The following is a 26,422-nucleotide window of genomic DNA, read 5'->3' on the forward strand; positions in this document are numbered from 1 at the left end:
GGATCATGCCGCTCGACCCTCCCTGCTCCGTCGATGACGCCGCCGACCTCGCCCTGGCCCGGTCGCGGCTCGAGGAGGTGGTCGCGCGGCTCGCCGACGCCGCCGCGAGCGCGACGCGACTGTGCGAGCTGACCGCGTGGAGCACCCCGGCGCAGCGGCGCTTCCGCGACGCCGTGAGCCTGTGGCGCAGCGACATGGGGAGCGTCGAGGCGCTCGCCACGGCCGTGGGCGACGACCTCTGGTGGGCGCAGCTGCGCCGGGCGGTGGGGGGAGCGTGCTGAGGGTGCGGGGCGGACGGCGGGGCCGGCGCGTGCGTGGTGGGTCGCGCCTGACGGGCGGGCTGACGGTGCGGGGCGGGTCGAGCGTGACGCGTGGGCGGCGGGTGACCGGTCGGCGGCGCGCGACGGGCGGCGGGATCCGTGGGTGACGGCGACCTCGACATCCGCGGCGGCGGGGCGGTGTCGGTCGACAGCGAGACGTTGCGCGTCGCGGCCGACGGCTTCGGTGTGCTCGGCCGGGAGCTCGACGACATCGCGGCCGCGGCCGGTTCGGCCGGAGCGCTGGTCGCACGACTCCCGCGCGAGGAGTGGCACCTGAGCGCCCGCATCGCCGACCTCGTCGTGCGCATCCACGAGAAGCGTGCGCGGGCAGAGGGCTTCGACGCCGAGCTCCGCCATGCCGCGGCCGTGTACGACCTCGTGGAGCTGCAGGCGCAGCGTGCGCTGGCCGCCGCCGGAGGCGACGAGGTCGGCGCGGCGCGGTGGGACGCCGCCATCGCCGCGCTGGAGCGCGAGCATCCCGGCGCCCTGGTGTCGGCGCGCGCGGCCGTGATGGCGGCGGAGGCGGGGTGGCCGCTCGACCTCGCGAAGCAGTCGGCCACGGGAACCTGGTGGCTGCCGTTCGGGGGTGCGCTCCTCTCGGGCGCGGCGGCCTACAGCGCCTGGCAGACGGTCCGGCGCATCGGCGCGGGGACGATCTCGTCCGGGGAGCGTCTGACGACGATGCCGGCGGCGGTTCAGGTGCGGCCCGTCGCCCCGACACGCCGTACGAGCGCGCCGGCCACGCTGGCGCAGGCGGCGGAGCGCATCCCCGGCGGAGGCGAGTCGCGCATCCGCGTCGAGAAGTACACGATGCCCGACGGATCACGGCAGTTCGCCCTGTACGTCGCGGGCACGCAGGCGCCGGCCGGGTTCGGCGGCGACGATCCCTTCGACGAGCTGTCCAACGCGCAGCTCTATGCCGGGGTCTCCTCGGCCTCTTACCAGGCGACGCTCGAGGCGCTGCGGCAGGCCGGGGCGCAGCCCGGCGATGTGCTGCACGACTTCGGGCACTCGCAGGGCGCGATGATCACCGCGCACGTCGCGCTCGAGGCCGGCTACGACTCCCGCACGCACGTGACGTTCGGCTCACCGGTCGAGGCCGACGTGGGCGCCAGCACGCTCAGCGTGGCGGTGGCGCACACCGACGACCCGGTCGCGGCTCTGCAGGGCGGAGGCCACCGCGAGGCCGTCGGCGCGCCCGGGAGCTTCATCGCCCAGCGCGAGGCGGATCCGGCCGGCGGCGTCCGCGATCTCGGGCTCCCCGCCCACGGCATGGACGGCTACGTGCAGACCGCCGGCATGCTCGACCGCTCCGACGATCCCCGCATGGACGGCGTCCGCGCCGTCTTCGACGAGCTCGGCACCGCGACGAGCGTGCAGGTGACGGAGTACTCCGCCGCGCGCGTGCTGCCCGCCCCGGAGGCCGCGCCGCATCCGCAGCCCGGGCCGGCGCCGCTGCCGCTCAGTCCCGCTTCTTCTCCGGGCGCAGGATGAGGCCGAAGACCCAGTTGATCAGCGAGATGATGATCGCCGCGACCACGCCCCACCAGAAGTCCTCGACCCGCAGGCCCCAGCTCCAGAACGACGTGATCCACGCCGTCAGCCACAGGAGGAACGCGTTGATGACGAGCCCGATGAGCCCGAGCGTGAGGACGTACAGCGGAAACGCCAGCACCTTGATGACCGTGCCGATGATCGAGTTGACGAGGGCGAAGATCACCGCCACCAGCAGCAGCGTGAGCACGAGCTGCAGGGTGTCGCCGGGCGGGAAGGCGATGACCCGCACCTGCAGCGCGGGGATCAGGGTGACCACCCAGATCGCGAAGGCGTTGATGACGACGCGGATGAGGAAGCGCATGGCCACATGATCGCACGGGCCGCAACGGCGCACACGGTGCCCTCTCGTCTCCCACGCATCCGCGCTCTTAGACTCGGACGGGTGACAGACGAACAGGGCCTCCGCCCCGCCCCCGTCCGCATCCGTCCCGAGATCGCGGCCCTGCCGCCCTATCGCCAGGGCAAGCAGGCCGGCGCCGACGCGTTCAAGCTCTCCAGCAACGAGAACCCGTTCGATCCGCTCCCCGGGGTCGTCGAGGCACTGCGGGCGACGGTCGCGGTCAACCGATACCCGGATGCCACGGCCTCCCGCCTGCGCCATCGTCTCGCCGCCCGGTTCGGCGTCGACCCCGACGGCGTGCACATCGGCGCCGGAAGCGTGTCGATCCTCGCGCAGCTCATGCTCGCCGTCTCCGGTCCCGGCGACGAGATCGTCTACGCCTGGAGGTCGTTCGAGGCCTACCCCGGACTCGTCCTCATCGCCGGCGCCACCCCCGTGGAGGTGCCGCTCACGGCGGACGCGCGTCATGACCTGACGGCGATGGCCGCGGCCGTGACCGACCGCACGCGCGCCGTCATCGTGTGCAGCCCGAACAACCCGACCGGGACCGCGGTCACGCACGACGAGTTCGAGCAGTTCGTGGCATCCGTCCCGAAGGACGTCCTCATCATCCTCGACGAGGCCTACGCGGAGTTCGTCACCGCCCCCGGATCCGTCGACGGCATGCGGGTGCTCGGCGTCTCGCGCCACCCGAACGTCGTCGCCCTCCGCACCTTCTCGAAGGCATTCGGCCTCGCCGGACTCCGGGTCGGCTACGCGATCGGCGACTCGCGCATCCTCGACGCCGCGCGCAGCACCAGCATCCCCCTGTCGGTCACCGCGCAGGCCGAGGAGGCGGCGCTCGCCAGCCTCGCCGCCGAGTCCGAGCTGCTGGAGCGGGTGCGCCACATCGCCGTCCGACGCGACGCGCTCGCCGCCGGGCTCCGCGAGGCCGGCTGGCGGGTTCCCGACGCGCAGGGAAACTTCGTCTGGCTGCCGACGGGGGCCGACACGCTGGCCGTCGCCGCCGCGTTCGAGGAGGAGGGGCTCATCGTCCGTCCCTTCGCCGGCGAGGGCGTGCGCATCTCGGTGGGCGAGGAGGAGTCTGTCGAGAAGGTCCTACGGATCGCGGCATCCGTTGTCCAGACCCTCCCAGAAGCCCACGCGGGCCGGGCGTTAGCGTAGGACCGTGACTCCGTCCGAAGATCCCGCGCTCGTGCGCGTGCTGGCGGCCGACGGGTCGCTGGCCCACACCGCCGCCGCCGAGCCGTACCTGCCGATCATCGAGGCGCTCAGCGACGCCGACCTCGAGCTCTTCTATCGCGACATGGCGGTCATCCGCGCCTTCGATCAGCAGGCGACCAACCTCCAGCGGCAGGGGCAGCTGGCCCTCTGGCCGCCGAGCTTCGGCCAGGAGGCCGCGCAGGTCGGGTCGGCCCGGGCCGCCCGCCCGCAGGACCACCTCTTCCCGTCCTACCGCGAGCACGTCGTCGCGCGCATCCGCGGTGTCGACATGCTCGACATCATCCGCGTCATGCGCGGTCTGACGCACGGCGGGTGGAACCCCGTCGACCCGAAGAACGGCAACACGCACCTCTACACACTGGTGCTCGGAGCGCAGACGCTGCACGCCACCGGGCTGGCTATGAGCATGGCCTTCGACGGCCGCTGCGGCACGGGCGATCCCGAGCGCGACGAAGCCGTCATCGTCTACTACGGCGACGGCGCCTCGAGCCAGGGCGACGTGCACGAGGCGATGGTGTTCGCCGCGAGCTACCGCACCCCCGAGGTGTTCTTCCTGCAGAACAACCAGTGGGCGATCTCGGTTCCGGTCTCGACGCAGTCGCGCACGCCGCTCTACCGCCGGGGCGAGGGGATCGGCATCCCGAGCATCCAGGTCGACGGCAACGACGTGCTCGCCAGCTACGCCGTCTCGCGCGTCGCGCTCGATGAGGCGCGCGCCGGTGAGGGCCCGCGAGCGATCGAGGCGATGACCTACCGGATGGGCGCGCACACCACGAGCGACGACCCGACGAAGTACCGCACCGCCGAGGAGGAGCAGTCCTGGGCGCTGCGCGATCCGATCGAGCGGATGCGCCTCTTCCTGCGCGGCCGCGGCGCCTCCGACGCGTTCTTCGCCGACGTCGAGGCCGAGGGTCGGGCGCTCGCCGAGGATGTGCGCGTGCGCACCGTCGCCCTCGAGACCCTGCAGACGGGCCAGATCTTCGACAACGTCTACGCTTCGCCGCATCCGCTCGTCGACGAGGAGCGCGCGTGGCTGGCCCGGTACGAGGCATCCTTCGAGGAGGGCGCATCATGACGCTCGAGACGACCGACATGACGGATGCCGCGGCCCCCGCGCCGATCACGCTGCCCATCAGCCGCGCGCTGAACGCCGGCATGCGCCGCGCGATGGAGGAATCCGACCGCGTGCTCCTCATGGGCGAGGACATCGGCCGCCTCGGCGGTGTGTTCCGCGTCACCGAGGGGCTGCAGGCCGACTTCGGCGAGCGGCGGGTGATCGACACGCCCCTCGCGGAGTCCGCGATCGTCGGCACCGCCATCGGACTCGCCATGGGTGGGTTCCGTCCGGTCTGCGAGATCCAGTTCGACGGCTTCGTCTTCCCCGCGTTCGACCAGATCACCGCGCAGCTGGCCAAGCTGACCTACCGGCACGAGGGTGCGCTCCAGCTGCCCGTCGTGATCCGCATCCCCTATGGCGGGCACATCGGCGCGGTGGAACACCACCAGGAGAGCCCGGAGACGTACTTCACGCACACCCCCGGCCTCCGCGTGGTGAGCCCGTCCACCGCGAACGACGCGTACTGGATGATGCAGCAGGCCATCGCCTCGCCCGATCCGGTCATCTTCCTCGAGCCCAAGAGCCGCTACTGGGTCAAGGGCGAGGTGGATGTCGCGGCCCCCGCGCTCCCGCTGCACGCGAGTCGCATCGTCCGCCGCGGCACCGACGTCACCCTCGTCGCTCACGGCGCGATGGTCGCCACCGCCCTGCAGGCCGCGGCGCTCGCCGAGTCGGAGGGCACGAGCGTCGAGGTCATCGACCTGCGGTCGCTGTCGCCGGTCGACTACGGCCCGATCCTCGACTCCGTCCGCCGCACCGGCCGCATGGTTTACGCGCAGGAGGCCCCCGGATTCGTGTCGCTCGGCAGTGAGATCAGCGCCACAGTCATGGAGCGCGCGTTCTACTCGCTCGAGGCGCCGGTGCTGCGCGTGTCCGGTTTCAACACCCCGTTCCCGCCCGCGAAGCTCGAGGGCGTCTACCTCCCCGACGCGGACCGCATCCTCGAAGCCGTCGACCGCGCGCTGGCCTACTAGCCCCGCCGCCCATGATCGCCCCCGTACCCGCGCCCCCATCCCCCGCGAGACTGCATCTGAGCGACGAGACTGTGGGTAAGCGCCTCGGTCTCGTCGGTCCGCTGCAGTCTCGCGGTCGGGGGACAGCTCGAAAGGACATCGGATGAGCACTCAGACGTTCCGCCTCCCGGACGTGGGGGAGGGCCTGACCGAGGCCGAGATCGTGACGTGGCGCGTCGCGCCCGGCGACGCCGTTGCGGTCAACGACGTGGTCGTGGAGATCGAGACGGCGAAGTCGCTCGTCGAGCTGCCGTCCCCGTTCGAGGGCGTCGTCGGCGAGCTGCTGGCGTCGGAGGGCGACACGGTCGAGGTCGGCTCGCCGATCATCACGATCGCGGACGAGGGTGCGTCGCCGGCTGTCGCGCCGGAGGCCGCGGAGCCCGCCGCCGACGCCAGCGGCTCGGTGCTCGTCGGCTACGGCAGCACGGGCACGGTGAATTCGCGCAGGCGCAAGCCGGCGGAGCGGCCGGCCGCAGCATCCGGCGGTGTCATCGCGAAGCCCCCGATCCGCAAGCTGGCGCGCGATCTCGGCGTGGACCTCGGCACGGTCGTGCCCAGCGGCGCGGCCGGCGAGGTCACCCGCGACGACGTCGTGAAGCACGCGTCGCAGGCGTCGGTCTTCCGCAACATCGAGACCCCGGAGTGGAGCGCCGTGCGCGAGGAGACGATCCCCGTCGCCCGGCCCGCCGCCCCGCCGGTGGATGACCGCGAGGAGTCGATCCCGGTCCGAGGCGTCCGCAAGGCCACCGCGTCGGCGATGACCTCGAGCGCCTACACGGCCCCGCACGTCTCGGTGTGGGTGGACGTCGACGCATCGCGCACGATGGAGCTGGTCAAGCGGCTCAAGGCCTCGCCCGACTTCGCGGACACGAAGGTGTCCCCGCTGCTGATCATGGCGCGCGCGGTCATCTGGGCCGTGCGCCGCACGCCGATGGTGAACGCGGCGTGGATCGAGACCGACGAGGGCGCGCAGATCCGCGTGCGGCATTACGTGAACCTCGGCATCGCCGCCGCGACGCCGCGCGGCCTCCTCGTGCCGAACATCAAGGACGCGCAGGAGCTGAACACCCGCGATCTCGCCCGTGCTCTCGAGAAGCTGACGCTGACGGCGCGCGAGGGCAAGACGACCCCCGCCGACCAGCAGGGCGGCACGATCACGATCACCAACATCGGCGTGTTCGGCGTCGACGCCGGCACCCCGATCATCAACCCCGGCGAGGTCGGCATCATCGCGCTGGGCGCCATCCGCCAGAAGCCGTGGGTGGTCGACGGCGAGGTGCGCCCGCGCTGGGTGACGACCGTCTCGGGCTCGTTCGACCACCGTGTCGTGGACGGCGACGGCGTCTCGCGCTTCGTCGCGGACGTCGCGTCGATCCTGGAGGAGCCGGCCCTGTTGCTCGACTGAGCGAGCTGGCCGGGGCCGCCGGCCGACCGACGCTAGCGGGCCGGTTCTCCTCCGCGGGTAGCATCGCCCGCATGGCTTTCCGCGGACTCCACCCCGACGCGCCCGCGTTCTTCCACGAGCTCGAGGCGCACAACACCAAGGAGTGGTGGGCGGCGAACCACGATCGCTACGTCGAGCACGTGCGCCGTCCGTTCGAGGAGCTCGCCGCCGAGCTGGAGCCCGAGTTCGGCGACGTGAAGATCTTCCGGCCGAACCGCGACGTGCGCTTCAGCAAGGACAAATCGCCCTACAAGACGCACGTCGGCATGGTCTCGCTGGCCCCGGTCGCCCACTACCTGCAGCTCAGCGCCGGCGGACTCCTCCTGGGCGGAGGCGTCTACGACGTGCCGCCCGCCGGCCTCGCCCGCTTCCGCGAGATCGTCGACGACCCGCGCCTGTCGCGCGAGCTCGACGAGGTGCTGGCGCAGATGGATGCCGCGAACCTCACGCCGATGACCGCCGACGCCGTCCGCACCGCACCCCGCGGGTACCCGATAGACCACGCCCGCATCGACCTGCTGCGCCTCCGCCGCCTCGCCGTGGGCTCCGAGGAGGAGCTCGCCGACTGGATGTGGAGCCCCGACGCGCTCGACATCATCAGCGACACCTGGCGCTCCGTCTCGATCTGGTGCACCTGGGTCGCCGAGAACCTGGGCGACCTGATCATCCACCCCGACTCCGCCCGCGGCCGCTGATCCTGGTGTGACCGGATGCCGCGGCATCCGGTCGCTTGAATGAAGGATCTCGCGCGAGCACAGGTCCCTTTGGGGGAAATCCGTCCTGTGCCGACGCGAGCTCCTGCGCTCGCACGGCCGCGCGGGCGAGCCGGCGCCGACTTGAGAACGATTATCAGTAGCGGTTAGAGTGAGGGCATGTTCACCCGACGCGTTCTCGCCACGGCGGCCCTGGGGGCCGCATCCGTCCTCGCTCTCGCCGGCTGCGCGGGAGCCGCGGGGTCAGCGCCCGCCGGCACGGGCGGCGCCGACGTCGTGCGGATCGTCGCCTCGACCAACGTCTACGGGCAGATCGCCCAGGAGATCGGCGGCGACGCCGTCGAGGTCACGTCTCTCGTGACGTCCGGGGCGCAGGACCCCCACTCCTACGAGGCGACCGCCCAGGACCAGCTCGCCCTGTCGCGCGCCGACCTCGTCATCGAGAACGGCGCGGGCTACGACGCGTTCGTCGAGGCGCTGCTCGAGGCGGCCGGCACGTCCGTGCCGACGATCACCGCGGTCGAGTACTCGCACTCCTTCCCCGGCAACGAGGGCCACGACGACGACGCGACGGCGAGCCCGGAGCCTTCGGCCGGCAGCACGGAAACCGGCAGCGCCGAGACGGGCAGCACGGAGACCGGCAGCGCCGAAGCCGAGGCGGACGGCCACGACCACGCCGAGGGCGACGGGCGCGACCACATCGAGGGCTTCAACGAGCACGTCTGGTACGACCCGCACACCGTCGAGCACGTGGCCGAGGCCATCGCGGAGGAGCTGTCGACCATCGCCCCGGAGCACGCCGACGACTTCACGGCCAATGCGGCCGCGTTCGTCTCCGGGATCGCCGGCCTCGAGTCGTCGCTGGCCGACATCGCCGCGAAGGATGCCGGAGCCGGCGTCTTCGTGACCGAACCCGTGCCGGTCTATCTGATGGATGCCGCGGAGCTGACCGACGTCACGCCGCCCGAGTTCAGCGAGTCGGTGGAGGAGGGACAGGACGTGCCTCCGTCGACCCTGCTGGAGTCGCTCGACCTCATCGACGGCGGCACGGTGCGCGTGCTGATTGCCAACGCGCAGACCGGTGGCGGCGAGACGACGCAGGTGATCGACGCCGCGAAGGCCAAGGGCATCCCCGTGATCGAATTCACCGAGACGCTCCCCGAGGGCCAGACTTATCTGCAGTGGATGCAGAAGAACATCGAGGATCTGGCCGGAGCTCTCGGCGAGTGACGCCCGACCTCGACTCACCGACGTCGCCGCTCCGCATCTCCGGGGCGGCGCTTCGGCGTGGCGGCCGCGAGCTCTGGGCCGACCTCGACCTCGTCGTGCACCCCGGCGAGTTCATCGCGGTGCTCGGCCCGAGCGGATCGGGCAAGACCACGCTCCTGCGCACCATCCTCGGGCTCGAACGCCTCAGCGCCGGCTCCATCGAGGCGCTCGGCCAGCCCGTGCGCGCCGCCGGCAACCGCCGCATCGGCTACATCCCGCAGCAGCGCCCGCTGCCGCGCGACACCTCGCTGCGCGCCCGTGACCTGGTCGGCCTCGGGGTCGACGGTCACCGCTTCGGCTTCCCGTTCCCGCGTCGCGGCGACCGCGCGCGCATCGACCGGCTGCTCGAGGCTGTCGGCGCGACGGACTTCGCCGACCGGCCGGTCGGGCTCCTGTCGGGTGGCGAGCAGCAGCGGCTCCGCACGGGTCAGGCGCTCGCCGACGACCCGCGGCTGCTGCTCTGCGACGAGCCGCTCACGAGCCTCGACCTCGCGAATCAGCAGGCCGTCGTCGGGCTCATCGACCGCCACCGCCGTGAGACCGGCGCGGGCGTGCTGCTCGTCACGCACGACATCAACCCGGTGCTCGACAAGGTCGACCGCATCCTCTACCTCGCCGGCGGCCGCTTCACGCTGGGCACCCCCGAGGAGGTGCTCGACTCCACGGTCCTCAGCGACCTCTACGGCGCACCCGTCTTCGTGCTGCGTGCGGGCGACCGACTGGTGGTCGTCGGCGCACCGGATGCCGAGGCATCCCATCACCACCATCACGACGAGGAGCACCCGGCGTGAATTGGGATGACGTCTACGCCGCGATGTTCGGCGGCCTCGCCGACTACGGCGACATCCTCGCGCTGGTCGCGAACTCCGTCGTCGCCGGCGCCGTGCTCGGGCTCGTCGGCGGCCTCATCGGCGTCTTCGTGCTGCAGCGCGACATGGCCTTCGCCGTGCACGGCATCAGCGAGCTGTCCTTCGCCGGCGCGGCCGCGGCCCTCCTGCTGGGGGCGGATGTCGTCACCGGCTCCATCGTCGGATCGGTGCTGGCCGCCGCGCTCATCGGCTGGCTCGGCGCGCGCGCGAGAGACCGCAACTCGATCATCGGCGTGCTCATGCCGTTCGGGCTGGGCCTGGGCATCCTGTTCCTCTCGCTCTACCCCGGACGCAGCGCCAACCGCTTCAGCCTGCTGACCGGCCAGATCGTGTCGGTGCAGTCCAGCCAGCTCAACTGGCTCATAGCCATCAGCGCCGTCGTGCTGGTCGGGATCCTGCTGATCTGGCGTCCGCTGCGCTTCGACTCGCTGGACCCGCAGTCGGCCGCGGCGCGCGGCGTGCCCACCACCCTGGTCTCGCTCATCTTCATGCTGCTGCTGGGCCTCATCGTGGCGGTGAGCGTGCACATCATCGGCGCGCTCCTCGTCATGGCGCTCGTGGTGACGCCGGCCGCTGCGGCCATGCGCGTCGCCTCGGGGCCGCTGTCGGTGCCGCTGCTCGCGACGGCGTTCGGCTTCGTCTCCGCCGTCGGGGGGATCCTGCTGGCCATCATGGGCACGCTGCCAGTGAGTCCGTACATCACCACGATCTCGTTCGTCATCTACCTGGTCTGCCGACTGGCCGGCCGCAGCCGCTCGCGCGTCAGCCGCGACGCCTGACCGCACACCCGCATCGCGGGCCGGCGACCCGGCCCGTTCACAGACCCCGTCGCTAGGATTCTCCGCATGGTTCAGCGCAACACGTGGCAGCGCGAGCGCGTGCGCGAGGCGCTGGCCGACTCCCGCGGCTTCGTCAGCGCGCAGTCGCTCCACGCCGCTCTGCGCGAGGACAACACGGGCATAGGACTGGCGACGGTCTACCGCACGCTCGCGGGACTGGCCGCCCAGGGCGAGGCCGACTCCCTGCAGAGTCCCGATGGCGAGAGCCTCTACCGAGCCTGCGCCAGCCCCGGCCATCACCACCACCTCATCTGCCGCTCGTGCGGGCTGACGGTGGAGATCGCCGCCACCGACGTCGAGCAGTGGGCCCACCGCACCGCCGCGACGCACGGCTTCACCGAGGCCGAGCACGTGGTCGACATCTTCGGTCTGTGCAGCGCATGCACGCAGGCCCGGGCCGGCGAGCGTGACGCGGGTTAGTCCGCCGGCGACCCGCTCCACGCGCGCGCGCTCCGGCGCGCCGCTGGTCGCGCTCGCCCTCGGCGCGGCGGTGGTCGTCGCGCTCTTCGTGATCGACGCGGTCTCCCCGCAGCTGTTCGCCGCGTCGCTGCCCACGCGCGCGCAGGACGGCCTCACCCTCGCCATCAGCGTGCTCATCGAGTCGCTGCCGTTCGTGGCGCTCGGCGTCGTGCTGTCGATCATCGTGCAGGTGTGGGTGCCGCCGGGGGCGATCGAGAGGTGGATGCCGCGGCGCGCCTGGGCGCGACGTGCGGTGCTGTCGCTCCTGGGCATGATCGTGCCGGTCTGCGAGTGCGGCAACGTCCCGTTCGCGCGTGGGCTGCTCATCCGCGGCTTCACGGTGCCCGAGACGCTGACCTTCCTCGTGGCGGCGCCGATCGTCAACCCGATCGTCATCATCACGACCCATCAGGCGTTCGGCTTCTCCGACGGCATCCTCATCGCCCGCCTCATCGGCGGCTACCTGATCGCGAACCTCATCGGCTGGCTGTACAGCCGGCATCCGGATCCCGACGGCCTGCTCACCGAGCGCTTCATCGAGACGTGCGAGATCGCCGCCGAGGAGGAGGGCGGCCGGGGGCGCCGCAGCATCGCGCAGTTCGTCGTCGAGCTGCGGGCCGTCATGCCGGCGCTCATCATCGGCTCCGCGCTCGCCGGGGCGGTGCAGGTCATCGTGCCGCGCAGCGCGCTGCTCGCCATCGGCTCGAACCCGACGCTGTCGATCGTGGCGATGATGATCCTCGCGATGGTGGTGGCGATCTGCTCCAACGTCGACTCCTTCTTCGCCCTGTCGTTCGCCTCGACGTTCACGCCGGGCTCGATCGTGGCGTTCCTGCTCGTGGGTCCGCTCGTCGACGTGAAGATGCTCGCGCTCATGCGCACGACCTTCACGACGCGCACGCTCGTCGGACTCGTCGTCATCGTCGTGCTCGCGGCCTTCGCCATCGGATCGGCGGTGAACCTCTTTGCGTAAGTACGGTTTCGCGGACACCCGCTGGCTGGGCGTGGGCCTGGCCGCCATCCTCTCGGTCGTCACCCTGGGCCTCGGCGTCACGGGACGGCTGGGGCTGTACATCAACCCCGAGTCCAGCTGGTTCGCCATCGGCATGGCGGTGCTGGTGCTGATCGGCACGGTGCTCAGCTTCGCGCTGCCGCTCGGCGCGGAGGCGGACCACGGGCATGACCACGGCTCCGCCGGCGCCCGCTCGACCCGAGCCGCGGCCCACGCGCACGACCGAGACACGCACGACGCGCACGCCGAAGACGCGCACGACGAACACGCGCATGACCACGACGTCCACAAAGGCACGGACGACCACGCCGGACACAGCCACACCGTCGGCCCCCTCGGCACTGTCGCGACGGTCGTCGGCGGGGTGCTCGCCTCGACGGTGGCCGTCTCGATCCTCGTCCTGCCGCCGGCCTCCCTCTCGGCGGAGCTGGCGATCTCGCGCGACGTCGGAGCGCCCCCGCTCTTCGCGGGCCAGGACGTCGTCGCCCTGGCGTCCACCGGCGACACCTCGCAGTTCGGCATCGGCGACTGGGCCGCCGTCTTCGCCACGGCGACGAACCCCGACGCCTTCGACGGCGACGCCATCACGCTGACGGGCTTCGTCACGCCCGGAGGCTCCGACGGGTTCCAGCTGACACGCCTGATCATCACGCACTGCGTGATCGACGCGCAGCCCGCGAGTCTGCCGGTCGAGGCGACCGGCAGCATCCCCGCCACCGGCGGCTGGGTCACGGTGACGGGCACGGTGCGCTCGAACTCCGACGGCGCCCTGCAGATCGACGCCCAGTCGGTGCAGGCGGTCGAGGAGCCCAAGGACCCGTATGAGTACTGACGGCTCCCGCCGTTCGCGACGCGACGCCGCCGCGCAACCGAGCAGCCGCCGTCCTGCGCGCCGCGGCAGCGGTGGCGAGAGCTCGTCGAGCCGCCGTTCGCAGACCCGCCGACGCCGGAGCCGCGCGTTCCTGGGCGGCTTCGCGCTCGTCGTCGGCGCGCTCGCTGTCGTCGGCGTCGTCGGGGCGGCCGCCGGGACGGCGCAGGGCCCCCGGGCCACCGACGTGCAGGTCGATCCGGCGGCGGCGGTCGCAGCATCCGGATCGCGGCTCATCGTGACCACGACCCAGTCCCTCGAGAAGGTCGATCCGTCGCAGGTGACCGTGAGCCCGGCGACGCCGTTCACGATCGACACGTCGGGGCGCAACGTCGGCGTCCGCTTCACGCTGCCGCTGTTCGACGACACCGAGTACACCGTGACGATCGATCGCCTGGTGGGTGTGGGCGGCGGACCCGCGTCGACGGTGACCGAGACGTTCCGCACGCCGCCCATCGACCTGTACCTGCTGCGGCGCGGGGAGTCGGGCGACCAGATCTTCCGCACCGACGTCGGGGCGAACAGCGCCGTTCCCGTCTTCACGAACGACCACATCGAGGACTACCGCGCCACCTCCAGCCACCTCGTCGTCTCGGTGCGCACCCCCGAAGACCGCGCCGAGCTCATCGTCACCGATCTCGACGGGCAGAACGCGCGCACCCTGAAGCTCCCGGGCAACGGCTACGTGACCAACCTTCAGAGCGCCGACCGCGGCGAGCTCATCGGCTACACCTACTCCGACAAGGCCCTCAGCGCGGGAAGCGGTCGCGAGAGCGCGCTCTACACCGCCTCACTCAAGCCGGATGCCGCGCAGGAAGACCCCACGCCGGTCACCGTCTCGGGCGATGACCCCCGGGTGGCGGAGTGGCGATTCGTGCCCGACACCGACAGCATCCTGCTGCTCACCTTCGACGGACGCCTGAGCCTCACTTCGTCGAGCGGCGGCGACCCGGTCGCGCTCGGCACCGCGCTGACCATCGACGGCATCGCGCGCGGCTCGTCGCACGCCGTGGTCGACCGCCCCGACGGGCTGGCCGAGGTCGACCTCACGGACGGCACCGAGTCGCCGCTCGTCGCGCCCGACCAGGATCTCGGCCGCATCGCATCGGTCACGCCGCTGCCCGGCGAGGGTTCCGGAACGCTCCGCACGTTCTCGCAGGTGGAGGACAACACCCGCGTGCTCGGCTCGACCATCGTCCACGTGACGCAGGACGGCATGGCCACTCCGCTGCTCGAGGTGCCCGCGACCGACGCGGTGATCCAGACGTGCGCGTCGCCGAGCGGACGCTACGCCGCCGTGCTCACCGCGCCCGACGTGGTGGCCAACCGCTACGACGCCTACCAGCTGCCCCTCCCGGCGAATCTCGAGACGCGCATCATCGACATCACCGCGACCGACCCCGCCGATGCGGTCGTCTCCATGCTGACCGGCTTCGACGCGTCGTGGTGCCAGGTGCCGCCGAAGTGAGCGTCGCGCCGACCCGCGCGGCCACGCGCGACGAGCTGGCCGCCCTTCCGCTGGAGGTCGCCCCGCGACTGCTCGGAGCCATCCTGCACACGGAGGTCGACGGCGAGGTCGTCAGCGTGCGACTCACCGAGGTCGAGGCGTACCACGGGCAGGGCACCGGGCCCACAGCCGACCCCGGCTCGCACGCGCGCATGGGACCGACCGCCCGCAACGCCACGATGTGGGGCGAGCCCGGCCACCTCTACGTCTACCTGAGCCACGGCATCCACTCGTGCGTCAACGTGGTGTGCGGCCCGGACGGCGTCGCCGGCGGTGTGCTCCTCCGCGCGGCAGAGGTGATCGAGGGGACGGATGCTGCGGCTCGCCGTCGCCGCGCGGCCACGCGTTCCCGCGATCTCGCGCGCGGACCCGGGCGCCTCGGGCAGGCGGTGGGGCTGCGGCATCCGGTCCACGACGGCATCGACGCGATCAGCGGGGCTCCGTTCCGCGGCGCTGTCGCGCGGCTGGAGCTGACCGTCGAGCCGGTCGTCGGGTACGCGTCGGGACCGCGCGTGGGAGTCGCGGGGGTGGCGGGCACGGCGGCGTTCCCGTGGCGGTTCTGGATCGAGGGAGATCCCACCGTGTCGGTGTTCCGCTGGGGACGCGGCGCGGGACCCCTCGTGGGGGAGTGAGGGCGGGGTGCGGGCGTTTCGACTCGCTGCGCTCGCTCAACGGGCGGGGGATGCTGCGGCGTGACGGGCGGGGGCCGCGCTGGCGAGACGGGCGGGGGCTGCGCCGGCGAGACGGGCGGGGGCCGCGCTGGCGAGACGGGCGGGGCGGGCGGGCACAAGGCGACACGCCGCCGCGTGCTAGACTGACTCCTTGTCCGCGCGCACTCCTGCACGTGGTTCGCCCCCCTCAACGCATCGGCCGGAGACGGCCGTCTGTCGCGCGGGGTGCAGACAAGGGATCTTGGGTGTCGCCGTCCGGCGGCACGGTACTTAAGGAGACGACACCATGGCAGCAGTGTGCCAGGTGACTGGAGCAGTTCCCGGCTTCGGTCACACCATCTCGCACTCGCACCGCCGGACGAAGCGCCGCTTCGACCCGAACGTGCAGAAGAAGACCTACTTCGTCCCGTCGCTGGGACGCAACATCAAGCTGAACGTGTCCGCCAAGGGCATCAAGGTGATCGACGCCCGCGGCATCGAAGCGGTCGTCCGTGACCTCAAGGCGAAGGGCGTGAAGCTGTAATGGCCAAGAAGGCTCAGGACGTCCGTCCGATCATCAAGCTGCGTTCGACCGCCGGCACGGGGTACACCTACGTGACGCGCAAGAACCGCCGCAACAACCCCGACCGCATCGTGCTGAAGAAGTACGACCCGGTCGTCCGCAAGCACGTCGAATTCCGAGAGGAGCGCTGATCACATGGCCAAGAAGAGCAAGATCGCGCGCAACGAGCAGCGCAAGGTGATCGTCGATCGCTACGCCGCGAAGCGCAGCGAGCTGAAGAAGGCGCTCGTGTCGCCGACCTCCTCCGACGAGGAGCGCGAGGCCGCTCGCGTGGGTCTGCAGAAGCTGCCCCGCAACGCGTCGCCCGTGCGCGTGCGTTCGCGCGACGTCATCGACGGACGCCCCCGCGGTGTCCTCACGAAGTTCGGCATCTCGCGTGTCCGCTTCCGCGACATGGCGCACCGTGGCGAGCTGCCCGGCGTGACCAAGTCGAGCTGGTAAGCACCCGCAGCATCCGGAAGGCCCGGCGATCCACGGATCGCCGGGCCTTCCGCCGTTCCGCCGCGGAATTCCGCGGAACTACGAGCACCGAGTCACATGGGTCACATCAGCCACTTTCGTCACATCGATCGTGCCGACACGCCGGTCAATATGTCCGCGAGAGGCGGAAATCCGCGGAATTCCGCGGTTTCGTGGCTATAGTCAAGGCGGTCGATCCGACCAGCCGGAGCGCGTGAGCGCCCCGGTCCCCGCAATGAAAGGCGGCCTCGCGCCGCCTTGGAGGACAACCCACATGGCTGACAAGTCCATCACCAAGACCGAGCTCGTCGCGAGCATCGCCAGCGCCACCGGCCAGAGCCAGTCGGCCGTGTCGGGCGTGCTCGACTCGCTCTTCTCCACCGTCTCCGAGGCGGTCGCCAAGGGCAGCAAGGTCTCGATCCCGGGCTGGATCGCCTTCGAGCAGGTCGCCACCTCCGCGCGCACCGGCCGCAACCCGCAGACCGGCGAGGAGATCAAGATCCCCGCGGGCAAGCGCGTCAAGGTCACCGCCGGCTCCAAGCTGAAGGCCGCCGTCAAGTAACGACGTCGACTGCGAGGGGGGATGCTGCGGCATCCCCCCTCTTCGCATGTCCGGGCGCCGCGGGCGGCCGTCCGGGCCGCCGCTCAGCCGCGCGATCTAGGCTGGACACATGGTCACCACCTCTGCGCCTCCGCGCGCCGCCGCGCCTCAGGACGCGGGCTCCGGCGCCGGCCTGATGCGCCTCGTGGGACCCGCGGTCCTCGTCGCCGTGGCCGTCATCGCCGTCGTCGCCGGTCTGGCCTACGGCGGGGGCGCCGCGCCGCTCGTCATCGGCGACCCCGGACCTCTCGTGCGCTGGGGACTCCCCGTCGGCACACTCATCGTCAACCTCGCGGCGGCCGGTATGGTCGGCTCGCTGCTGCTCGCGCTCTTCGCCTTGAAGGCCGGAGAGCGCGCCTTCGGGGTCGCCCTGGATGCGGCATCCGTCTCCGCGGCGATCTTCACGCTCGCTGCCGCGGTCGTCGGATTCTTCACCTTCCTCAACGTCATCCCCGCGGCCGTCAGCCTCGACGCGCAGTTCGGGCAGCAGCTCGGGCGCTTCCTCGTCGAGCAGGAGACGGGCCGCGGCTGGCTCATCACGACCGTCGCGGGCGCCGTGCTCACGGTGCTCACGTTCGCGGTCCGCTCATGGACGGCGACGCTGCTGGTCAGCATCCTCGCGGTCGCCTCGCTCGTGCCGATGGGCACCCTTGGGCACTCCGGTGAGGAGGCGAACCACAACTCCGCGGTCGTCTCGCTCGTCATCCACATGATCGGCGCCGCCGTCTGGCTCGGCGGGCTGATCCTCCTCGTGCTGGTGCGGCCGGTGCTCGACCGCGCCCAGCTGACCGCGGTCCTCCTGCGCTACTCGAGCGTCGCCCTGCTCGCGTTCATCGTCGTCGCGATCTCGGGTACCGTGCGCGCGAGTATCGGCGTCGGCTCGTGGGGGGCGCTCGCATCTCCCTACGGCGTGCTCGTGCTGGTGAAGGTCGCCGCCCTCATCGCGATCGGCGTGCTCGGCGCCTGGTATCGCGTGCGCCTCATCGGGCGGATGGACGGAGATGCCTCGTCCCGCCGCTTCTGGGGGCTCATCACCCTCGAGCTGGCCTTCATGGGCATCGCCTCGGGGGCCGCCGCCGCCCTCGCCCGCACGGCTCCGCCGACGAGCAGCGCCGTTCCGGCGGTGCGGACTCCCGCGGAGATCCTCACCGGCTCCCCGCTGCCGCCGGAGCTCACCCTCGGCCGCTGGTTCACGTCGTGGGATGTCGACCTGTTGTGGGCCTTCGCGGTCGGACTCGGACTCTTCTTCTACCTCGCCGGCGTTCGACGTCTGCGCCGCCGCGGCGACGCGTGGCCGATCTACCGTACGGTGCTCTGGGTGGCCGGCCTGCTGCTGCTCCTGTGGGTCACCGCCGGGCCGGTGAACGTCTACCAGGACTACCTGTTCAGCGTGCACATGGTCGGGCACATGCTGCTGTCGATGGCCATCCCGTTGCTGCTGGTGTCGGGTGCCCCGGTCACGCTGGCGGCCCGTGCGATCCGCAAGCGCGAGGACGGCACGCGCGGCATGCGCGAGTGGATCCTGTGGGGCGTGCACTCGCCCGTCTCGAGGGTGCTCACCAACCCGTTCGTCGCGGCCGGCCTGTTCATCATCTCGCTGTGGGTGTTCTACTACACCGACCTCTTCCGCTGGTCGCTCTACGACCACCTCGGCCACGAGTGGATGGTGGCCCACTTCCTGATCACGGGCTACCTGTTCGTCCTGTCCCTGGTCGGCATCGACCCGGTGCCCTTCCGGCTGCCGTACCCGTTCCGCCTGCTCACGCTCATCGGCGTCATGGCGATGCACGCCTTCTTCGGCATCGCGATCATGATGCAGAGCGGGCTGATGGTGCCGGAGTGGTTCGGCGCCATGGGCCGCACCTGGGGCGGCACCCCGCTGGAGGACCAGTACGTCGGCGGCGGGGCGGCGTGGTCGATCGGGGAGATCCCGACGCTGATCCTCGCGATCACGGTCGCCATCCAGTGGAGCCGCAGCGACGACCGTGCGCAGCGCCGGCGCGACCGGCAGGTCGACCGCGCCGGAGATCTCGAGCTGGACGCCTACAACGAGAAGCTCGCGGCCCTCGCCGCCCGCGACGCGCGCTGACGTCGGGCCGCGGGTCAGCGCAGCTGGCCGCCCACGGCGATCGAGGCCGTGCCGTCGGGCAGCACCTCGATGGTGCCGGTGACGGTGAACGGCACGTCGTCGGCGACCTCGCGCACGGTGCCGTCGAACAGCGACCGGATGTCGACCTCGATGTGCGCCACGGCCTCGGTCGAGGGGATGCGCCACCCCGCGCCGTCGGGCACGACCGCGATCACCGGCTGCTGAGCGATCGACCAGGTCGGCGGCGAGACGATGCGATCCTGCACGGGGTACCCGAACGGACATGCGCTGGGCTGCAGCACCTGCTGCGTCGCGCAGGTCGTGAGGAACTCGTCCACCCGTTCCTGCACCACCGTCACGAAGGCCTCGGTCGGGTCCGCCTGGATCTCCACGGGCACGGTCGTCATCGGCGCGTCCGACAGCACCGCCACGCCGGGCGATGCGGCGATGGGCGTGTCGACGGTGATCGAGTACACGCCCGGCGAGAACACCAGCAGCGGCACGGCGGCGAGCGGATCGGCATCCGCCCCGTCGGGGGAGACCTGGCGCTTGTCGACGGCGAATCCGTTGACCTCGAAGCTCATGGCGCCGCGCACCGTGAGGTCGACGAGCGCGAGCGGGCTGGTGGCGAAGCGCCACGACGGCACGACGCCGATCCAGCCGTTCTGCTCCACGGCGAAGGACGACGTGCCGGAGTGCCCGCCCGCGCGATACGAGACCGTGACCCGGGTGATGCCGTCGACGGAGTCCTCCGTGACGACCTCGACGTCGGTCAGTGCGGCCAGGGCGGCCGGACGCAGAAGCGCCTCCGACGCCGACGCGGGCATGCCCGCCGCCTCGAGGGTCTCGGAGTCGACGGTCACGCCGGGCAGCGCGAGCGCGTCGGCGGCGTGTCCGTCGGCGAGCAGGCCGAGGTAGCGCTGCACGAACGCGCCCGGGCTGTAGAACTCCCGATAGAGCGCGGCGGCCCCCGCGGCGATGGCGGCGACGAGGAGCACGCCGACGACGCCCAGCGCGATCAGATCACGCCGCGCCGACGACCGGCGGGCACCCGCATCACCCGGCACCTCCTGCGACGGCGAGCCGGTCCGATCGGCGCCCCCCACCGTCTGATCCACCCGACCAGTCTAAGAACCCCGACCGCTCACGCCGTGAGGTCGTGCTCCAGAGCGTCGCGCACGACGCCCACCGCGGCCAGCTGCCCGGCGGCGATCGCGGCCGCGAGCGACACGAGCGGACCGGGCGCGCTCGCAAGATGCGCGAGGTCGCCCGCCGCATACACACCGGGCACGGTCGTGCGGCCGTTCTCGTCGACCTCCACGCCGCTCGACGGCAGGATGCGGCAGCCGAGGTCCTGCGCGAACGGGGCCGACTGCCGCGCGGCGGCGCCGAGGAACAGGCCCGCCACCTCACGACGTCCGCCATCTGTCAGGTGGAGCGCGAGTCCGCCGTCGATGCGCTCGGCGCGCACGAGCTCGTCCGGCGCGATGACCGTCACTTCCGAGGCGATGCGCGCGAGCATCGCCTGCTGGAAGGCCGCATGCGGCGGCACGCCGAGCACGGCCACGGGGCGTGCGCGCAGCTCGTAGCCGTGGCAGAACGGGCACTGCGCGACCTCGCGCCCCCACGCCTCCGCGAGCCCGGGGATGTCGGGCAGATCGTCGCGCATGCCGGTGGCCAGCACGACCCGGCGAGTGTGCAGCATCCGTCCGTCCTCGTCGGTCACCGTGAAGCCCTCGTCGGTGCGGGTCACGGCGGTCGCGGACACGTCGCGCACCTCGACCGTGTCGTACCCGGCGAGCTCGGCGCGCGCCGCGGCGCGCAGTTCGGCAGGCGGGCGGCCGTCGTTGGTGATCAGGTTGTGGGCATGCTGCACGGTCTCGTTGCGGTAGCGGCCGGAGTCGAGCACGACCGTGTCGTACCGCATGCGTCCGAGGGTGAGAGCGGCCTGCAGGCCGGCGGGACCGGCGCCGATCACGACGACATCGAGCGGGGCGGGGACGGGGGAGGAGTTGCGCATCTCCCGAGTGTGTGACTTCATGTCGACATGAAGTCAAGCTCTCATGCGATCGGCGAGGCCGCGGCCCGCTTCGGGCTGGCGACCTCGGTGCTGCGGCACTGGGAGGACGTCGGTCTGCTGACGCCGGAGAGGGATGCCGCGGGTCGCCGCCTGTTCACCGACGACGACCTCGTGCGCATCGCCGTGATCCTCCGGAGCAAGGCCGCCGGCATGGGGCTCGATCAGATCGCCGTGCTGCTGGACGAGCAGGCGCCCTCGCGCCACCGCGTGCTGGAGGCCCACCTGAACGAGCTCGCGCTGCGCATGGCCGAGATGGAGCGGTCGAGGGAGATGACCCTGCACGCCCTGCGCTGCCGGTCGCATGACATCACCACCTGTCCGCGGTTCCGGGAGATCGTGGGGGCGGTCGTCGACGGCTCGGGATCGTGGCCCGGGCTCGCCGGGGCCGAGTCCGGCACGGGCGCGCACGCCGTGGCGCTGTCCACCGGTGCGGAGCGGGGGCGCGGTGCCGCGGCATCCACTCGTTAGCATGGCTCGGTGAGCACGCCGTCCCTGTCCGCCGAGCAGGAGGCTCTGTTCCGGCTCATCGAGGACACCCGCGAGCACGTCTTCGTGACCGGACGCGCGGGCACGGGCAAGTCGACGCTCCTGCAGCACCTGGCCTGGAACACGTCGAAGCAGATCGCCGTCTGCGCGCCCACCGGGGTCGCGGCGCTCAATGTCGAGGGTCAGACGATCCACTCGCTGTTCCGGCTGCCGATCGGGCTGATCGCCGGCGGCGAGCTCGACCAGTCCGACGCGACGCGCAAGATCCTCAACGCCATCGACACCCTGGTGATCGACGAGATCTCGATGGTCAACGCCGATCTGATGGACGGCATCGACCGCGCGCTGCGACAGGCGCGCGGCCGGCGCGCCGAGCCGTTCGGCGGGGTGCAGATCGTCATGTTCGGCGACCCGTACCAGCTCGCCCCCGTGCCGCCCCGCGGTGACGAGATGCGCTACATCCGCGACCACTACCGGTCGTTCTGGTTCTTCGACGCGAAGGTGTGGGCGGGCGAGGTCGCCGCCGACGGACTCGTCGACCTCGGGCGGCACGGCGCGCAGCTGCACATCCGCGAGCTCGTCGACATCCACCGGCAGTCCGACCCGCGGTTCAAGGCGATGCTGAACGCCGTGCGCTACGGGCGTGTCACGGCCGACATCGCGCAGGTGCTCAACGACACCGGCGCGCGTCGCCCGCCCGAGCCGGTCGAGGGCGAGACGCCGATCATCACCCTCGCCACCCGCAACGACATCGTCACCTCCATCAACCGCCGTCACCTCGAGGCGCTGCCGGGCCGGGCCCAGACGGCGACGGCGGAGATCAGCGGCGACTTCGGACGGGGGGATGCCGCGTACCCGGCCGACCTCGACCTGCAGCTGAAGGTCGGAGCCCAGGTGATGTTCCTGCGCAACGATGCCTCCAACTTCGGCGAGCCGCCCCGGTGGGTCAACGGCACGATCGGCACGGTCACCCGCATCGCGGGCGGCACCGTGCGGGTGGAGGTCGACGGTGAGACGCATGAGGTCGAGCCGGCCGTCTGGGAACGGTTCCGCTACGCCTACGACGCCACGTCGAAGTCGCTGAGCCGTGACATCGTGGCGGAGTTCACGCAATTCCCGCTCCGGCTCGCGTGGGCCGTGACGATCCACAAGTCGCAGGGCAAGACCTACGAGCGGGCCGTGGTCGACCTCGGCTCCGGCGCCTTCGCGCCGGGCCAGACGTATGTCGCGCTGTCGCGCCTGACCTCGCTGGACGGACTGTACCTGTCACGCCCCCTGCGCCCGAGCGACATCCGCGTCGACCCCGACGTGCAGCGCTTCATGGCCGGTGTGCGCGCCGCGGCCTCCACGCCCACCCTCGGCGCCTGACCCGCGCGATCGTCGAGCGAGCGCGGCGAGCCGCACATCGCGGGGGACCGCATCGCCCGAGCGCCCGGCTCAGGCGACGACGGCCGCCGACTCCTTCGCCGCGGCGAGGTCCACGAACAGGTCGGTGTTGAACCGATAGGCCACGAGCACCTCGTCGATCACGCGCTCCTGCTCCGCGGCGTCCCACGGCGCAGCATCCAACTGCTCTCGGTAGACGTCCTTGAAGGCACGCGGGTCGGCGATGTCGCCGAAGACGTAGAAGCCGATGCCGTTCGTGTCGAAGCCGAACTGGCGCTGCATGAGCCTGCCGATGAACAGCCCGCCCGAGAGGTCGCCGAGATACCGCGTGTAGTGGTGGGCGACGAAGCCGCCGGGCCAGGTGGCGCCCACGCGGTTGATCCGCTCGACGTAGCGGCGCGTGGTCGGCAGCGGCTCGATGCGCTCGCGCCAATCGGGACCGATGAGGAAGGCCAGATCGGCCTCGAGAGCGGGGAGCCGGGTGAGCTTGTCGCTGATGAAGACGGATGCCACGGGGTCGCGCCGCATGCGCTCGGTCACGGCCTCGAGCGCCTCGTAGATGAACCAGTGCTGCGCCACCAGGGCCACGTAGTCCTCGCGCGTGCCCTTGCCCTGCATCAGGTCGGACATGAATCCGGCATGCTCGCTGCCGGAGTGGGCGCTGCTCGAGCGCTCGCGAAGGGCTGCGGAGAAGGGGATCGGCTCGGCCATACCTTCATGCTAGCTCAAGGTAAGGGCGTCCTAACAAGAGATTTCGCTCAGGAGTGCGGACGCGGCGTCACGCCCAGACGGGCGCACGCGCCGTCGTACAGCGCGACGATCTCGCGCCGCACCTCCCGCCGCTCCGTGATCGGGCCCCCGGGCCACGGCACGCGGATCTCGTGCGTCGTCCCGTCGGCATCGGCCGCGGTCCAGGTGCCGCCGTCGCCGTCGAAGTCGGTCATCACCGCCGAGACCGCCCCGTCGCGGTCGCCGAACGCGCGCACGATGAGCAGGTTGTCGTCCGGGTGGTCGCCGTTCATGTGACTCAGGACGCCCGCACGCGCGGCGTCGTCGAAGCGGTGCGTCATCCTTCCACCCTACGAGTCGCGTCACGGGCGATCCCGCGGGTGTGTTTGAATCTCAGTGCACGATGACGGGGGGTGGGCCATGAGGGCTCGACGTGGACGTCGCCGCCCCGCCGCGGCGCTCGCCGCCGTTCTCGCGATCGGCCTGGCCGTCACCGGATGCTCCGCCGAGACCACCGTCACGGTCGATGTCCCCGCCCAGGTGCAGGGCGATCTGCCCGAGGCCACCGTGCAGCAGCTGCAGGATGCCGTCACGTCCGCCATGACGGCGTCGGGCTCGTCCGGCGCGATCGTCGGCGTCTGGGCGCCCTGGAGCGGCCAGTGGGTCAGCGGCCTGGGCACGCAGACGCCCGGCGGCGCCGACCCCGTCGACGCCGAGGCGACGTTCCGCGCCGGCCGCGTGACGCGCGCCATGACCTGCGACGCCCTCTACGCGGTCGCCGCGGAGGGCAAGCTCGCGCTGACCGACGAGGTCAGCGACTGGGTGTCGGGCGTGCCCGACCTCACCGATGTGACGCTCGGCTCGCTGTGCGACAGCACATCGGGCATCGGATCCTACGCACCGCAGCTGTCGTCGCTCTGGCTTGGTAACCCCACGCGCGTCTGGAATCCGCACGAGCTCGCCAGCTACGGACTCGGGCAGCGTGCGCTGGGCACGCCGGGCAGCGGCTACTTCGACTCCGACGCCGGGTACGTGCTCCTGGGTCTCGCGCTCGAGCGGGCGACCGGCGAGAGCGCAGCGACGGTGCTCCAGCAGTACGTCTTCGACCCCCTCGCGCTCGACTCCACACAGCTGCCGTCGGGTGAGGCGGCTGCGCCGTCGACCGGCGGCCCGGTGCTGAGCGGCTACCAGTCGTTCCGCGACGGCAACGGCGTCATGAACTGCGCGGCGCCGACGGACTACACCGTCATGTCGGCGAGCTCGGGCTACACCGACTCCGGTGTCGTCAGCGACATCACCGACCTCGGCCGCTACGCCCAGGCGCTGGCCTCCGGCGCGCTGCTCTCAGACGGCCAGGACCGTTTCGCGAACCCGCTGCCGGCATACTCCGGCGCCCCGTCGTGGTTCACCGCGCGCGGTGGCGCCTACCAGGCGGGCTCGATGGTCGGCCAGTACGGCGCGTTCCCCGGCTACCTCACCGCCGCCTTCTCTGACGCGACCTCGGGCCTCACGGTCGCCGTCGTGCTGAACAACTCCGCCGCCGACACCGGCGTCGTGGCCGGCCTCGCGTGGGAGCTCGCCGCCATCGCGTCGAAGGTGCCCGCCGCGGGCGGCGGTGCGACACCGGATGCCGGACTCCCCTGGACCGCCCAGCAGTTCCACGACGCCATCATCGCGGCATCCATCTGCCCTCCAGCCCAGTGACCCGGCGCACGGCCCCGCGTCCCTCGCCCGACGCGAGGCGTCGGTGACGACCGCGACCGGACGCGTCGCCAACCCGGCGCTGCTCTTCGTCCTCATCGGCCTCGCCTGCCAGGAGGTCGGCGCCTCCATCGCGGTGCTGCTGTTCCCGCAGGTCGGCCCGCTCGGCATGGTCATGCTGCGGCTCGTCTTCTCCGCCGTCATCCTCCTGATCATCGCCCGCCCGCGGCTGCGCGGTCACAGCGCCGGCGGCTGGCGGGCCGTGGTGCGGTTCGGGGTGGTGCTCGCCCTGATGAACGGGCTGTTCTACCTCGCGCTGGAGCGCCTGCCGCTCGGCGTCACCGTGACGATCGAGGTGCTCGGACCGCTCACCCTGTCGATCGTGGCCAGCCGTCGCCTGTCGGCCTGGGGCTGTGCGGCGCTCGCCCTCGCCGGCGTGGCGTGCCTGGGCGGCGGGGGCTGGGCCGACCTCGACCTCGTCGGCGTGCTCTACGCGCTGGGGGCGGCGGCGAGCTGGGCGTTCTACATCCTCTCGTCCGCGCGCGTGGGCGCCGAGTTCCCCGGCCTCGGCGGTCTCGCCTTGGCCATGTCGGTCGGTGCGGTGCTGTCCCTGCCCTTCGGGGTCGCGGATGCCGGAGCCGCCCTCCTGCGGATCGACCTGCTCGCGCTCGGCGCGGCTGTGGCCGTGCTCTCCTCGACAATTCCGTATGCCTTCGAGCTCATCGCGCTGCGACGGCTCCCGCCCGCGGTCTTCGCGATCCTCATGAGCCTCGGACCGGCGACCGCCGCGACCGCCGGCTTCCTGCTGCTCGGCCAGCACCTCACCGCCCTGGAGATCGCCGGGATCGCCCTGGTCATCGTCGCCAGCATCGCCGCTGTGCTGACCGCGCCGCGCACCGCCGCGCGCGACACCACCTCCGACGGGCCCGTCGCGGCTTCGACGGACCCGTTCACCGAGCCCGTCGGCTGAGGCACGGCGTCTGCCCCGACGCCCCGCAGGCTGGTCGGCGGACGGGAACCGGAATCCTCACATCGTCGGAAAGGTCGTGCAAGCCCTCGACCCGCGTCGGACGCCCGCGTTATCGTCATGCCAGGCGGGTGGACCGC

General features: G+C 71.8%; 29 protein-coding genes. 24 read left to right on the forward strand and 5 right to left on the reverse strand.

The features are described from left to right. The first annotated feature begins 5 nt into the window (after window positions 1–5). Complete coding sequence (locus ABC304_RS04350; RefSeq protein ID WP_412929102.1) at window positions 6–281, forward strand: hypothetical protein; 276 nt, start codon at window positions 6–8, stop codon at window positions 279–281. Window positions 282–419: 138 nt separating this feature from the next. Then, window positions 420–1,814, forward strand: a complete 1,395-nt coding sequence (locus tag ABC304_RS04355; RefSeq protein WP_412929104.1) for a hypothetical protein — start codon at window positions 420–422, stop codon at window positions 1,812–1,814. Here ABC304_RS04355 and ABC304_RS04360 read toward each other — a convergent pair. Then, window positions 1,783–2,178, reverse strand: a complete 396-nt coding sequence (locus ABC304_RS04360) for a phage holin family protein (RefSeq protein ID WP_127097002.1) — start codon at window positions 2,176–2,178, stop codon at window positions 1,783–1,785. The genes ABC304_RS04355 and ABC304_RS04360 overlap by 32 nt on opposite strands. A gap of 81 nt (window positions 2,179–2,259) precedes the next feature. Between ABC304_RS04360 and ABC304_RS04365 the strand changes: the two genes are divergently transcribed. From ABC304_RS04365 to ABC304_RS04450, 18 genes are all read left to right on the forward strand, one after another. Then, window positions 2,260–3,381: a histidinol-phosphate transaminase gene (locus ABC304_RS04365; protein WP_412929106.1), complete on the forward strand. Its 1,122-nt coding sequence runs from the start codon at window positions 2,260–2,262 to the stop codon at window positions 3,379–3,381. A gap of 4 nt (window positions 3,382–3,385) precedes the next feature. Further along, a complete protein-coding gene (locus ABC304_RS04370; protein ID WP_412929107.1) occupies window positions 3,386–4,516 on the forward strand; it encodes a thiamine pyrophosphate-dependent dehydrogenase E1 component subunit alpha in 1,131 nt (376 codons plus the stop codon). A 17-nt stretch (window positions 4,517–4,533) separates the two neighbouring features. Next, window positions 4,534–5,532: an alpha-ketoacid dehydrogenase subunit beta gene (locus ABC304_RS04375; RefSeq protein WP_127097436.1), complete on the forward strand. Its 999-nt coding sequence runs from the start codon at window positions 4,534–4,536 to the stop codon at window positions 5,530–5,532. Window positions 5,533–5,674: 142 nt separating this feature from the next. Further along, window positions 5,675–6,976: a dihydrolipoamide acetyltransferase family protein gene (locus tag ABC304_RS04380; protein ID WP_412929109.1), complete on the forward strand. Its 1,302-nt coding sequence runs from the start codon at window positions 5,675–5,677 to the stop codon at window positions 6,974–6,976. 71 nt (window positions 6,977–7,047) lie between these two features. After that, complete coding sequence (locus ABC304_RS04385; RefSeq protein ID WP_412929110.1) at window positions 7,048–7,710, forward strand: TIGR02453 family protein; 663 nt, start codon at window positions 7,048–7,050, stop codon at window positions 7,708–7,710. Window positions 7,711–7,887: 177 nt separating this feature from the next. Next, window positions 7,888–8,958, forward strand: a complete 1,071-nt coding sequence (locus ABC304_RS04390; protein ID WP_412929111.1) for a metal ABC transporter solute-binding protein, Zn/Mn family — start codon at window positions 7,888–7,890, stop codon at window positions 8,956–8,958. After that, window positions 8,955–9,788 carry a metal ABC transporter ATP-binding protein gene (locus ABC304_RS04395; protein ID WP_412929113.1) on the forward strand — a complete coding sequence of 278 codons (834 nt, stop codon included), beginning with the start codon at window positions 8,955–8,957 and terminating at the stop codon, window positions 9,786–9,788. The genes ABC304_RS04390 and ABC304_RS04395 overlap by 4 nt, the downstream gene beginning before the upstream one ends. After that, a complete protein-coding gene (locus ABC304_RS04400) occupies window positions 9,785–10,645 on the forward strand; it encodes a metal ABC transporter permease (RefSeq protein ID WP_412929114.1) in 861 nt (286 codons plus the stop codon). Before ABC304_RS04395 ends, ABC304_RS04400 begins: the two co-directional genes overlap by 4 nt. A gap of 66 nt (window positions 10,646–10,711) precedes the next feature. Continuing rightward, on the forward strand, window positions 10,712–11,125 hold the full coding sequence (locus tag ABC304_RS04405; RefSeq protein WP_412929116.1) for a Fur family transcriptional regulator: 414 nt from the start codon (window positions 10,712–10,714) through the stop codon (window positions 11,123–11,125). A gap of 43 nt (window positions 11,126–11,168) precedes the next feature. Then, window positions 11,169–12,137, forward strand: a complete 969-nt coding sequence (locus ABC304_RS04410) for a permease (protein WP_412932828.1) — start codon at window positions 11,169–11,171, stop codon at window positions 12,135–12,137. Then, entirely contained in the window at window positions 12,130–13,008 is an 879-nt protein-coding gene (locus ABC304_RS04415; RefSeq protein WP_412929118.1) for a TIGR03943 family putative permease subunit, read from the forward strand. Before ABC304_RS04410 ends, ABC304_RS04415 begins: the two co-directional genes overlap by 8 nt. Next, entirely contained in the window at window positions 12,998–14,512 is a 1,515-nt protein-coding gene (locus ABC304_RS04420; RefSeq protein WP_412929119.1) for a hypothetical protein, read from the forward strand. Before ABC304_RS04415 ends, ABC304_RS04420 begins: the two co-directional genes overlap by 11 nt. Next, entirely contained in the window at window positions 14,509–15,183 is a 675-nt protein-coding gene (locus tag ABC304_RS04425; RefSeq protein WP_412929120.1) for a DNA-3-methyladenine glycosylase, read from the forward strand. Before ABC304_RS04420 ends, ABC304_RS04425 begins: the two co-directional genes overlap by 4 nt. Window positions 15,184–15,508: 325 nt before the next feature. Then, window positions 15,509–15,745: a 50S ribosomal protein L28 gene (rpmB, locus tag ABC304_RS04430; protein ID WP_412929121.1), complete on the forward strand. Its 237-nt coding sequence runs from the start codon at window positions 15,509–15,511 to the stop codon at window positions 15,743–15,745. Continuing rightward, window positions 15,745–15,915 (forward strand): 50S ribosomal protein L33, encoded by a 171-nt coding sequence (gene rpmG, locus ABC304_RS04435; protein ID WP_029145259.1) that lies wholly within the window; start codon window positions 15,745–15,747, stop codon window positions 15,913–15,915. Before rpmB ends, rpmG begins: the two co-directional genes overlap by 1 nt. 4 nt (window positions 15,916–15,919) lie before the next feature. Next, window positions 15,920–16,225: a 30S ribosomal protein S14 gene (gene rpsN, locus ABC304_RS04440; RefSeq protein ID WP_412929122.1), complete on the forward strand. Its 306-nt coding sequence runs from the start codon at window positions 15,920–15,922 to the stop codon at window positions 16,223–16,225. A gap of 292 nt (window positions 16,226–16,517) precedes the next feature. Further along, window positions 16,518–16,805 (forward strand): HU family DNA-binding protein, encoded by a 288-nt coding sequence (locus ABC304_RS04445; protein ID WP_127096988.1) that lies wholly within the window; start codon window positions 16,518–16,520, stop codon window positions 16,803–16,805. 175 nt (window positions 16,806–16,980) lie between these two features. Continuing rightward, a complete protein-coding gene (locus ABC304_RS04450; protein ID WP_412932829.1) occupies window positions 16,981–18,933 on the forward strand; it encodes a bifunctional copper resistance protein CopD/cytochrome c oxidase assembly protein in 1,953 nt (650 codons plus the stop codon). Window positions 18,934–18,947: 14 nt separating this feature from the next. On the opposite strand, the gene ABC304_RS04455 is transcribed toward ABC304_RS04450, so the two are convergent. Continuing rightward, window positions 18,948–20,051, reverse strand: coding sequence for a hypothetical protein (locus ABC304_RS04455; RefSeq protein WP_412929125.1), 1,104 nt, complete (start codon window positions 20,049–20,051; stop codon window positions 18,948–18,950). 26 nt (window positions 20,052–20,077) lie between these two features. Continuing rightward, window positions 20,078–20,953: an NAD(P)/FAD-dependent oxidoreductase gene (locus tag ABC304_RS04460; RefSeq protein ID WP_412929126.1), complete on the reverse strand. Its 876-nt coding sequence runs from the start codon at window positions 20,951–20,953 to the stop codon at window positions 20,078–20,080. Window positions 20,954–20,980: 27 nt separating this feature from the next. Between ABC304_RS04460 and ABC304_RS04465 the strand changes: the two genes are divergently transcribed. Together ABC304_RS04465 and ABC304_RS04470 are read left to right on the forward strand one after the other, a co-directional pair. After that, the gene (locus ABC304_RS04465; RefSeq protein ID WP_412929127.1) at window positions 20,981–21,481 is read left to right on the forward strand and encodes a MerR family transcriptional regulator; all 501 of its coding nucleotides are present in this window, start codon (window positions 20,981–20,983) and stop codon (window positions 21,479–21,481) included. 9 nt (window positions 21,482–21,490) lie between these two features. Beyond that, window positions 21,491–22,867, forward strand: coding sequence for an ATP-dependent DNA helicase (locus ABC304_RS04470; protein WP_412929128.1), 1,377 nt, complete (start codon window positions 21,491–21,493; stop codon window positions 22,865–22,867). Window positions 22,868–22,936: 69 nt separating this feature from the next. On the opposite strand, the gene ABC304_RS04475 is transcribed toward ABC304_RS04470, so the two are convergent. Both ABC304_RS04475 and ABC304_RS04480 read right to left on the reverse strand, forming a co-directional pair. Then, entirely contained in the window at window positions 22,937–23,596 is a 660-nt protein-coding gene (locus tag ABC304_RS04475; protein ID WP_412929129.1) for a biliverdin-producing heme oxygenase, read from the reverse strand. Between the two features lie 47 nt (window positions 23,597–23,643). After that, on the reverse strand, window positions 23,644–23,955 hold the full coding sequence (locus ABC304_RS04480; protein ID WP_412929131.1) for a DUF2470 domain-containing protein: 312 nt from the start codon (window positions 23,953–23,955) through the stop codon (window positions 23,644–23,646). A 79-nt stretch (window positions 23,956–24,034) separates the two neighbouring features. On the opposite strand from ABC304_RS04480, the gene ABC304_RS04485 reads away from it, so the two are divergent. After that, window positions 24,035–25,318: a serine hydrolase domain-containing protein gene (locus tag ABC304_RS04485; protein ID WP_412929133.1), complete on the forward strand. Its 1,284-nt coding sequence runs from the start codon at window positions 24,035–24,037 to the stop codon at window positions 25,316–25,318. A gap of 43 nt (window positions 25,319–25,361) precedes the next feature. After that, entirely contained in the window at window positions 25,362–26,285 is a 924-nt protein-coding gene (locus ABC304_RS04490) for an EamA family transporter (protein ID WP_412929134.1), read from the forward strand. Window positions 26,286–26,422 lie beyond the last annotated feature (137 nt).

It is taken from the genome of Microbacterium jepli, assembly GCF_047237905.1.
GTDB lineage: Bacteria > Actinomycetota > Actinomycetes > Actinomycetales > Microbacteriaceae > Microbacterium.

Bases quoted from the DNA above. Each gene is read 5' to 3' on its own strand.
- ABC304_RS04350 (WP_412929102.1), top strand. From the start codon at position 6: ATGCCGCTCGACCCTCCCTGCTCCGTCGATGACGCCGCCGACCTCGCC.
- ABC304_RS04360 (WP_127097002.1), bottom strand. From the start codon at position 2,178: ATGCGCTTCCTCATCCGCGTCGTCATCAACGCCTTCGCGATCTGGGTG.
- ABC304_RS04375 (WP_127097436.1), top strand. From the start codon at position 4,534: ATGACGGATGCCGCGGCCCCCGCGCCGATCACGCTGCCCATCAGCCGC.
- ABC304_RS04380 (WP_412929109.1), top strand. From the start codon at position 5,675: ATGAGCACTCAGACGTTCCGCCTCCCGGACGTGGGGGAGGGCCTGACC.
- ABC304_RS04385 (WP_412929110.1), top strand. From the start codon at position 7,048: ATGGCTTTCCGCGGACTCCACCCCGACGCGCCCGCGTTCTTCCACGAG.
- ABC304_RS04390 (WP_412929111.1), top strand. From the start codon at position 7,888: ATGTTCACCCGACGCGTTCTCGCCACGGCGGCCCTGGGGGCCGCATCC.
- ABC304_RS04405 (WP_412929116.1), top strand. From the start codon at position 10,712: ATGGTTCAGCGCAACACGTGGCAGCGCGAGCGCGTGCGCGAGGCGCTG.
- ABC304_RS04420 (WP_412929119.1), top strand. From the start codon at position 12,998: ATGAGTACTGACGGCTCCCGCCGTTCGCGACGCGACGCCGCCGCGCAA.
- rpmB (WP_412929121.1), top strand. From the start codon at position 15,509: ATGGCAGCAGTGTGCCAGGTGACTGGAGCAGTTCCCGGCTTCGGTCAC.
- rpmG (WP_029145259.1), top strand. From the start codon at position 15,745: ATGGCCAAGAAGGCTCAGGACGTCCGTCCGATCATCAAGCTGCGTTCG.
- rpsN (WP_412929122.1), top strand. From the start codon at position 15,920: ATGGCCAAGAAGAGCAAGATCGCGCGCAACGAGCAGCGCAAGGTGATC.
- ABC304_RS04445 (WP_127096988.1), top strand. From the start codon at position 16,518: ATGGCTGACAAGTCCATCACCAAGACCGAGCTCGTCGCGAGCATCGCC.
- ABC304_RS04450 (WP_412932829.1), top strand. From the start codon at position 16,981: ATGCGCCTCGTGGGACCCGCGGTCCTCGTCGCCGTGGCCGTCATCGCC.
- ABC304_RS04460 (WP_412929126.1), bottom strand. From the start codon at position 20,953: ATGCGCAACTCCTCCCCCGTCCCCGCCCCGCTCGATGTCGTCGTGATC.
- ABC304_RS04465 (WP_412929127.1), top strand. From the start codon at position 20,981: ATGAAGTCAAGCTCTCATGCGATCGGCGAGGCCGCGGCCCGCTTCGGG.
- ABC304_RS04475 (WP_412929129.1), bottom strand. From the start codon at position 23,596: ATGGCCGAGCCGATCCCCTTCTCCGCAGCCCTTCGCGAGCGCTCGAGC.
- ABC304_RS04480 (WP_412929131.1), bottom strand. From the start codon at position 23,955: ATGACGCACCGCTTCGACGACGCCGCGCGTGCGGGCGTCCTGAGTCAC.
- ABC304_RS04485 (WP_412929133.1), top strand. From the start codon at position 24,035: ATGAGGGCTCGACGTGGACGTCGCCGCCCCGCCGCGGCGCTCGCCGCC.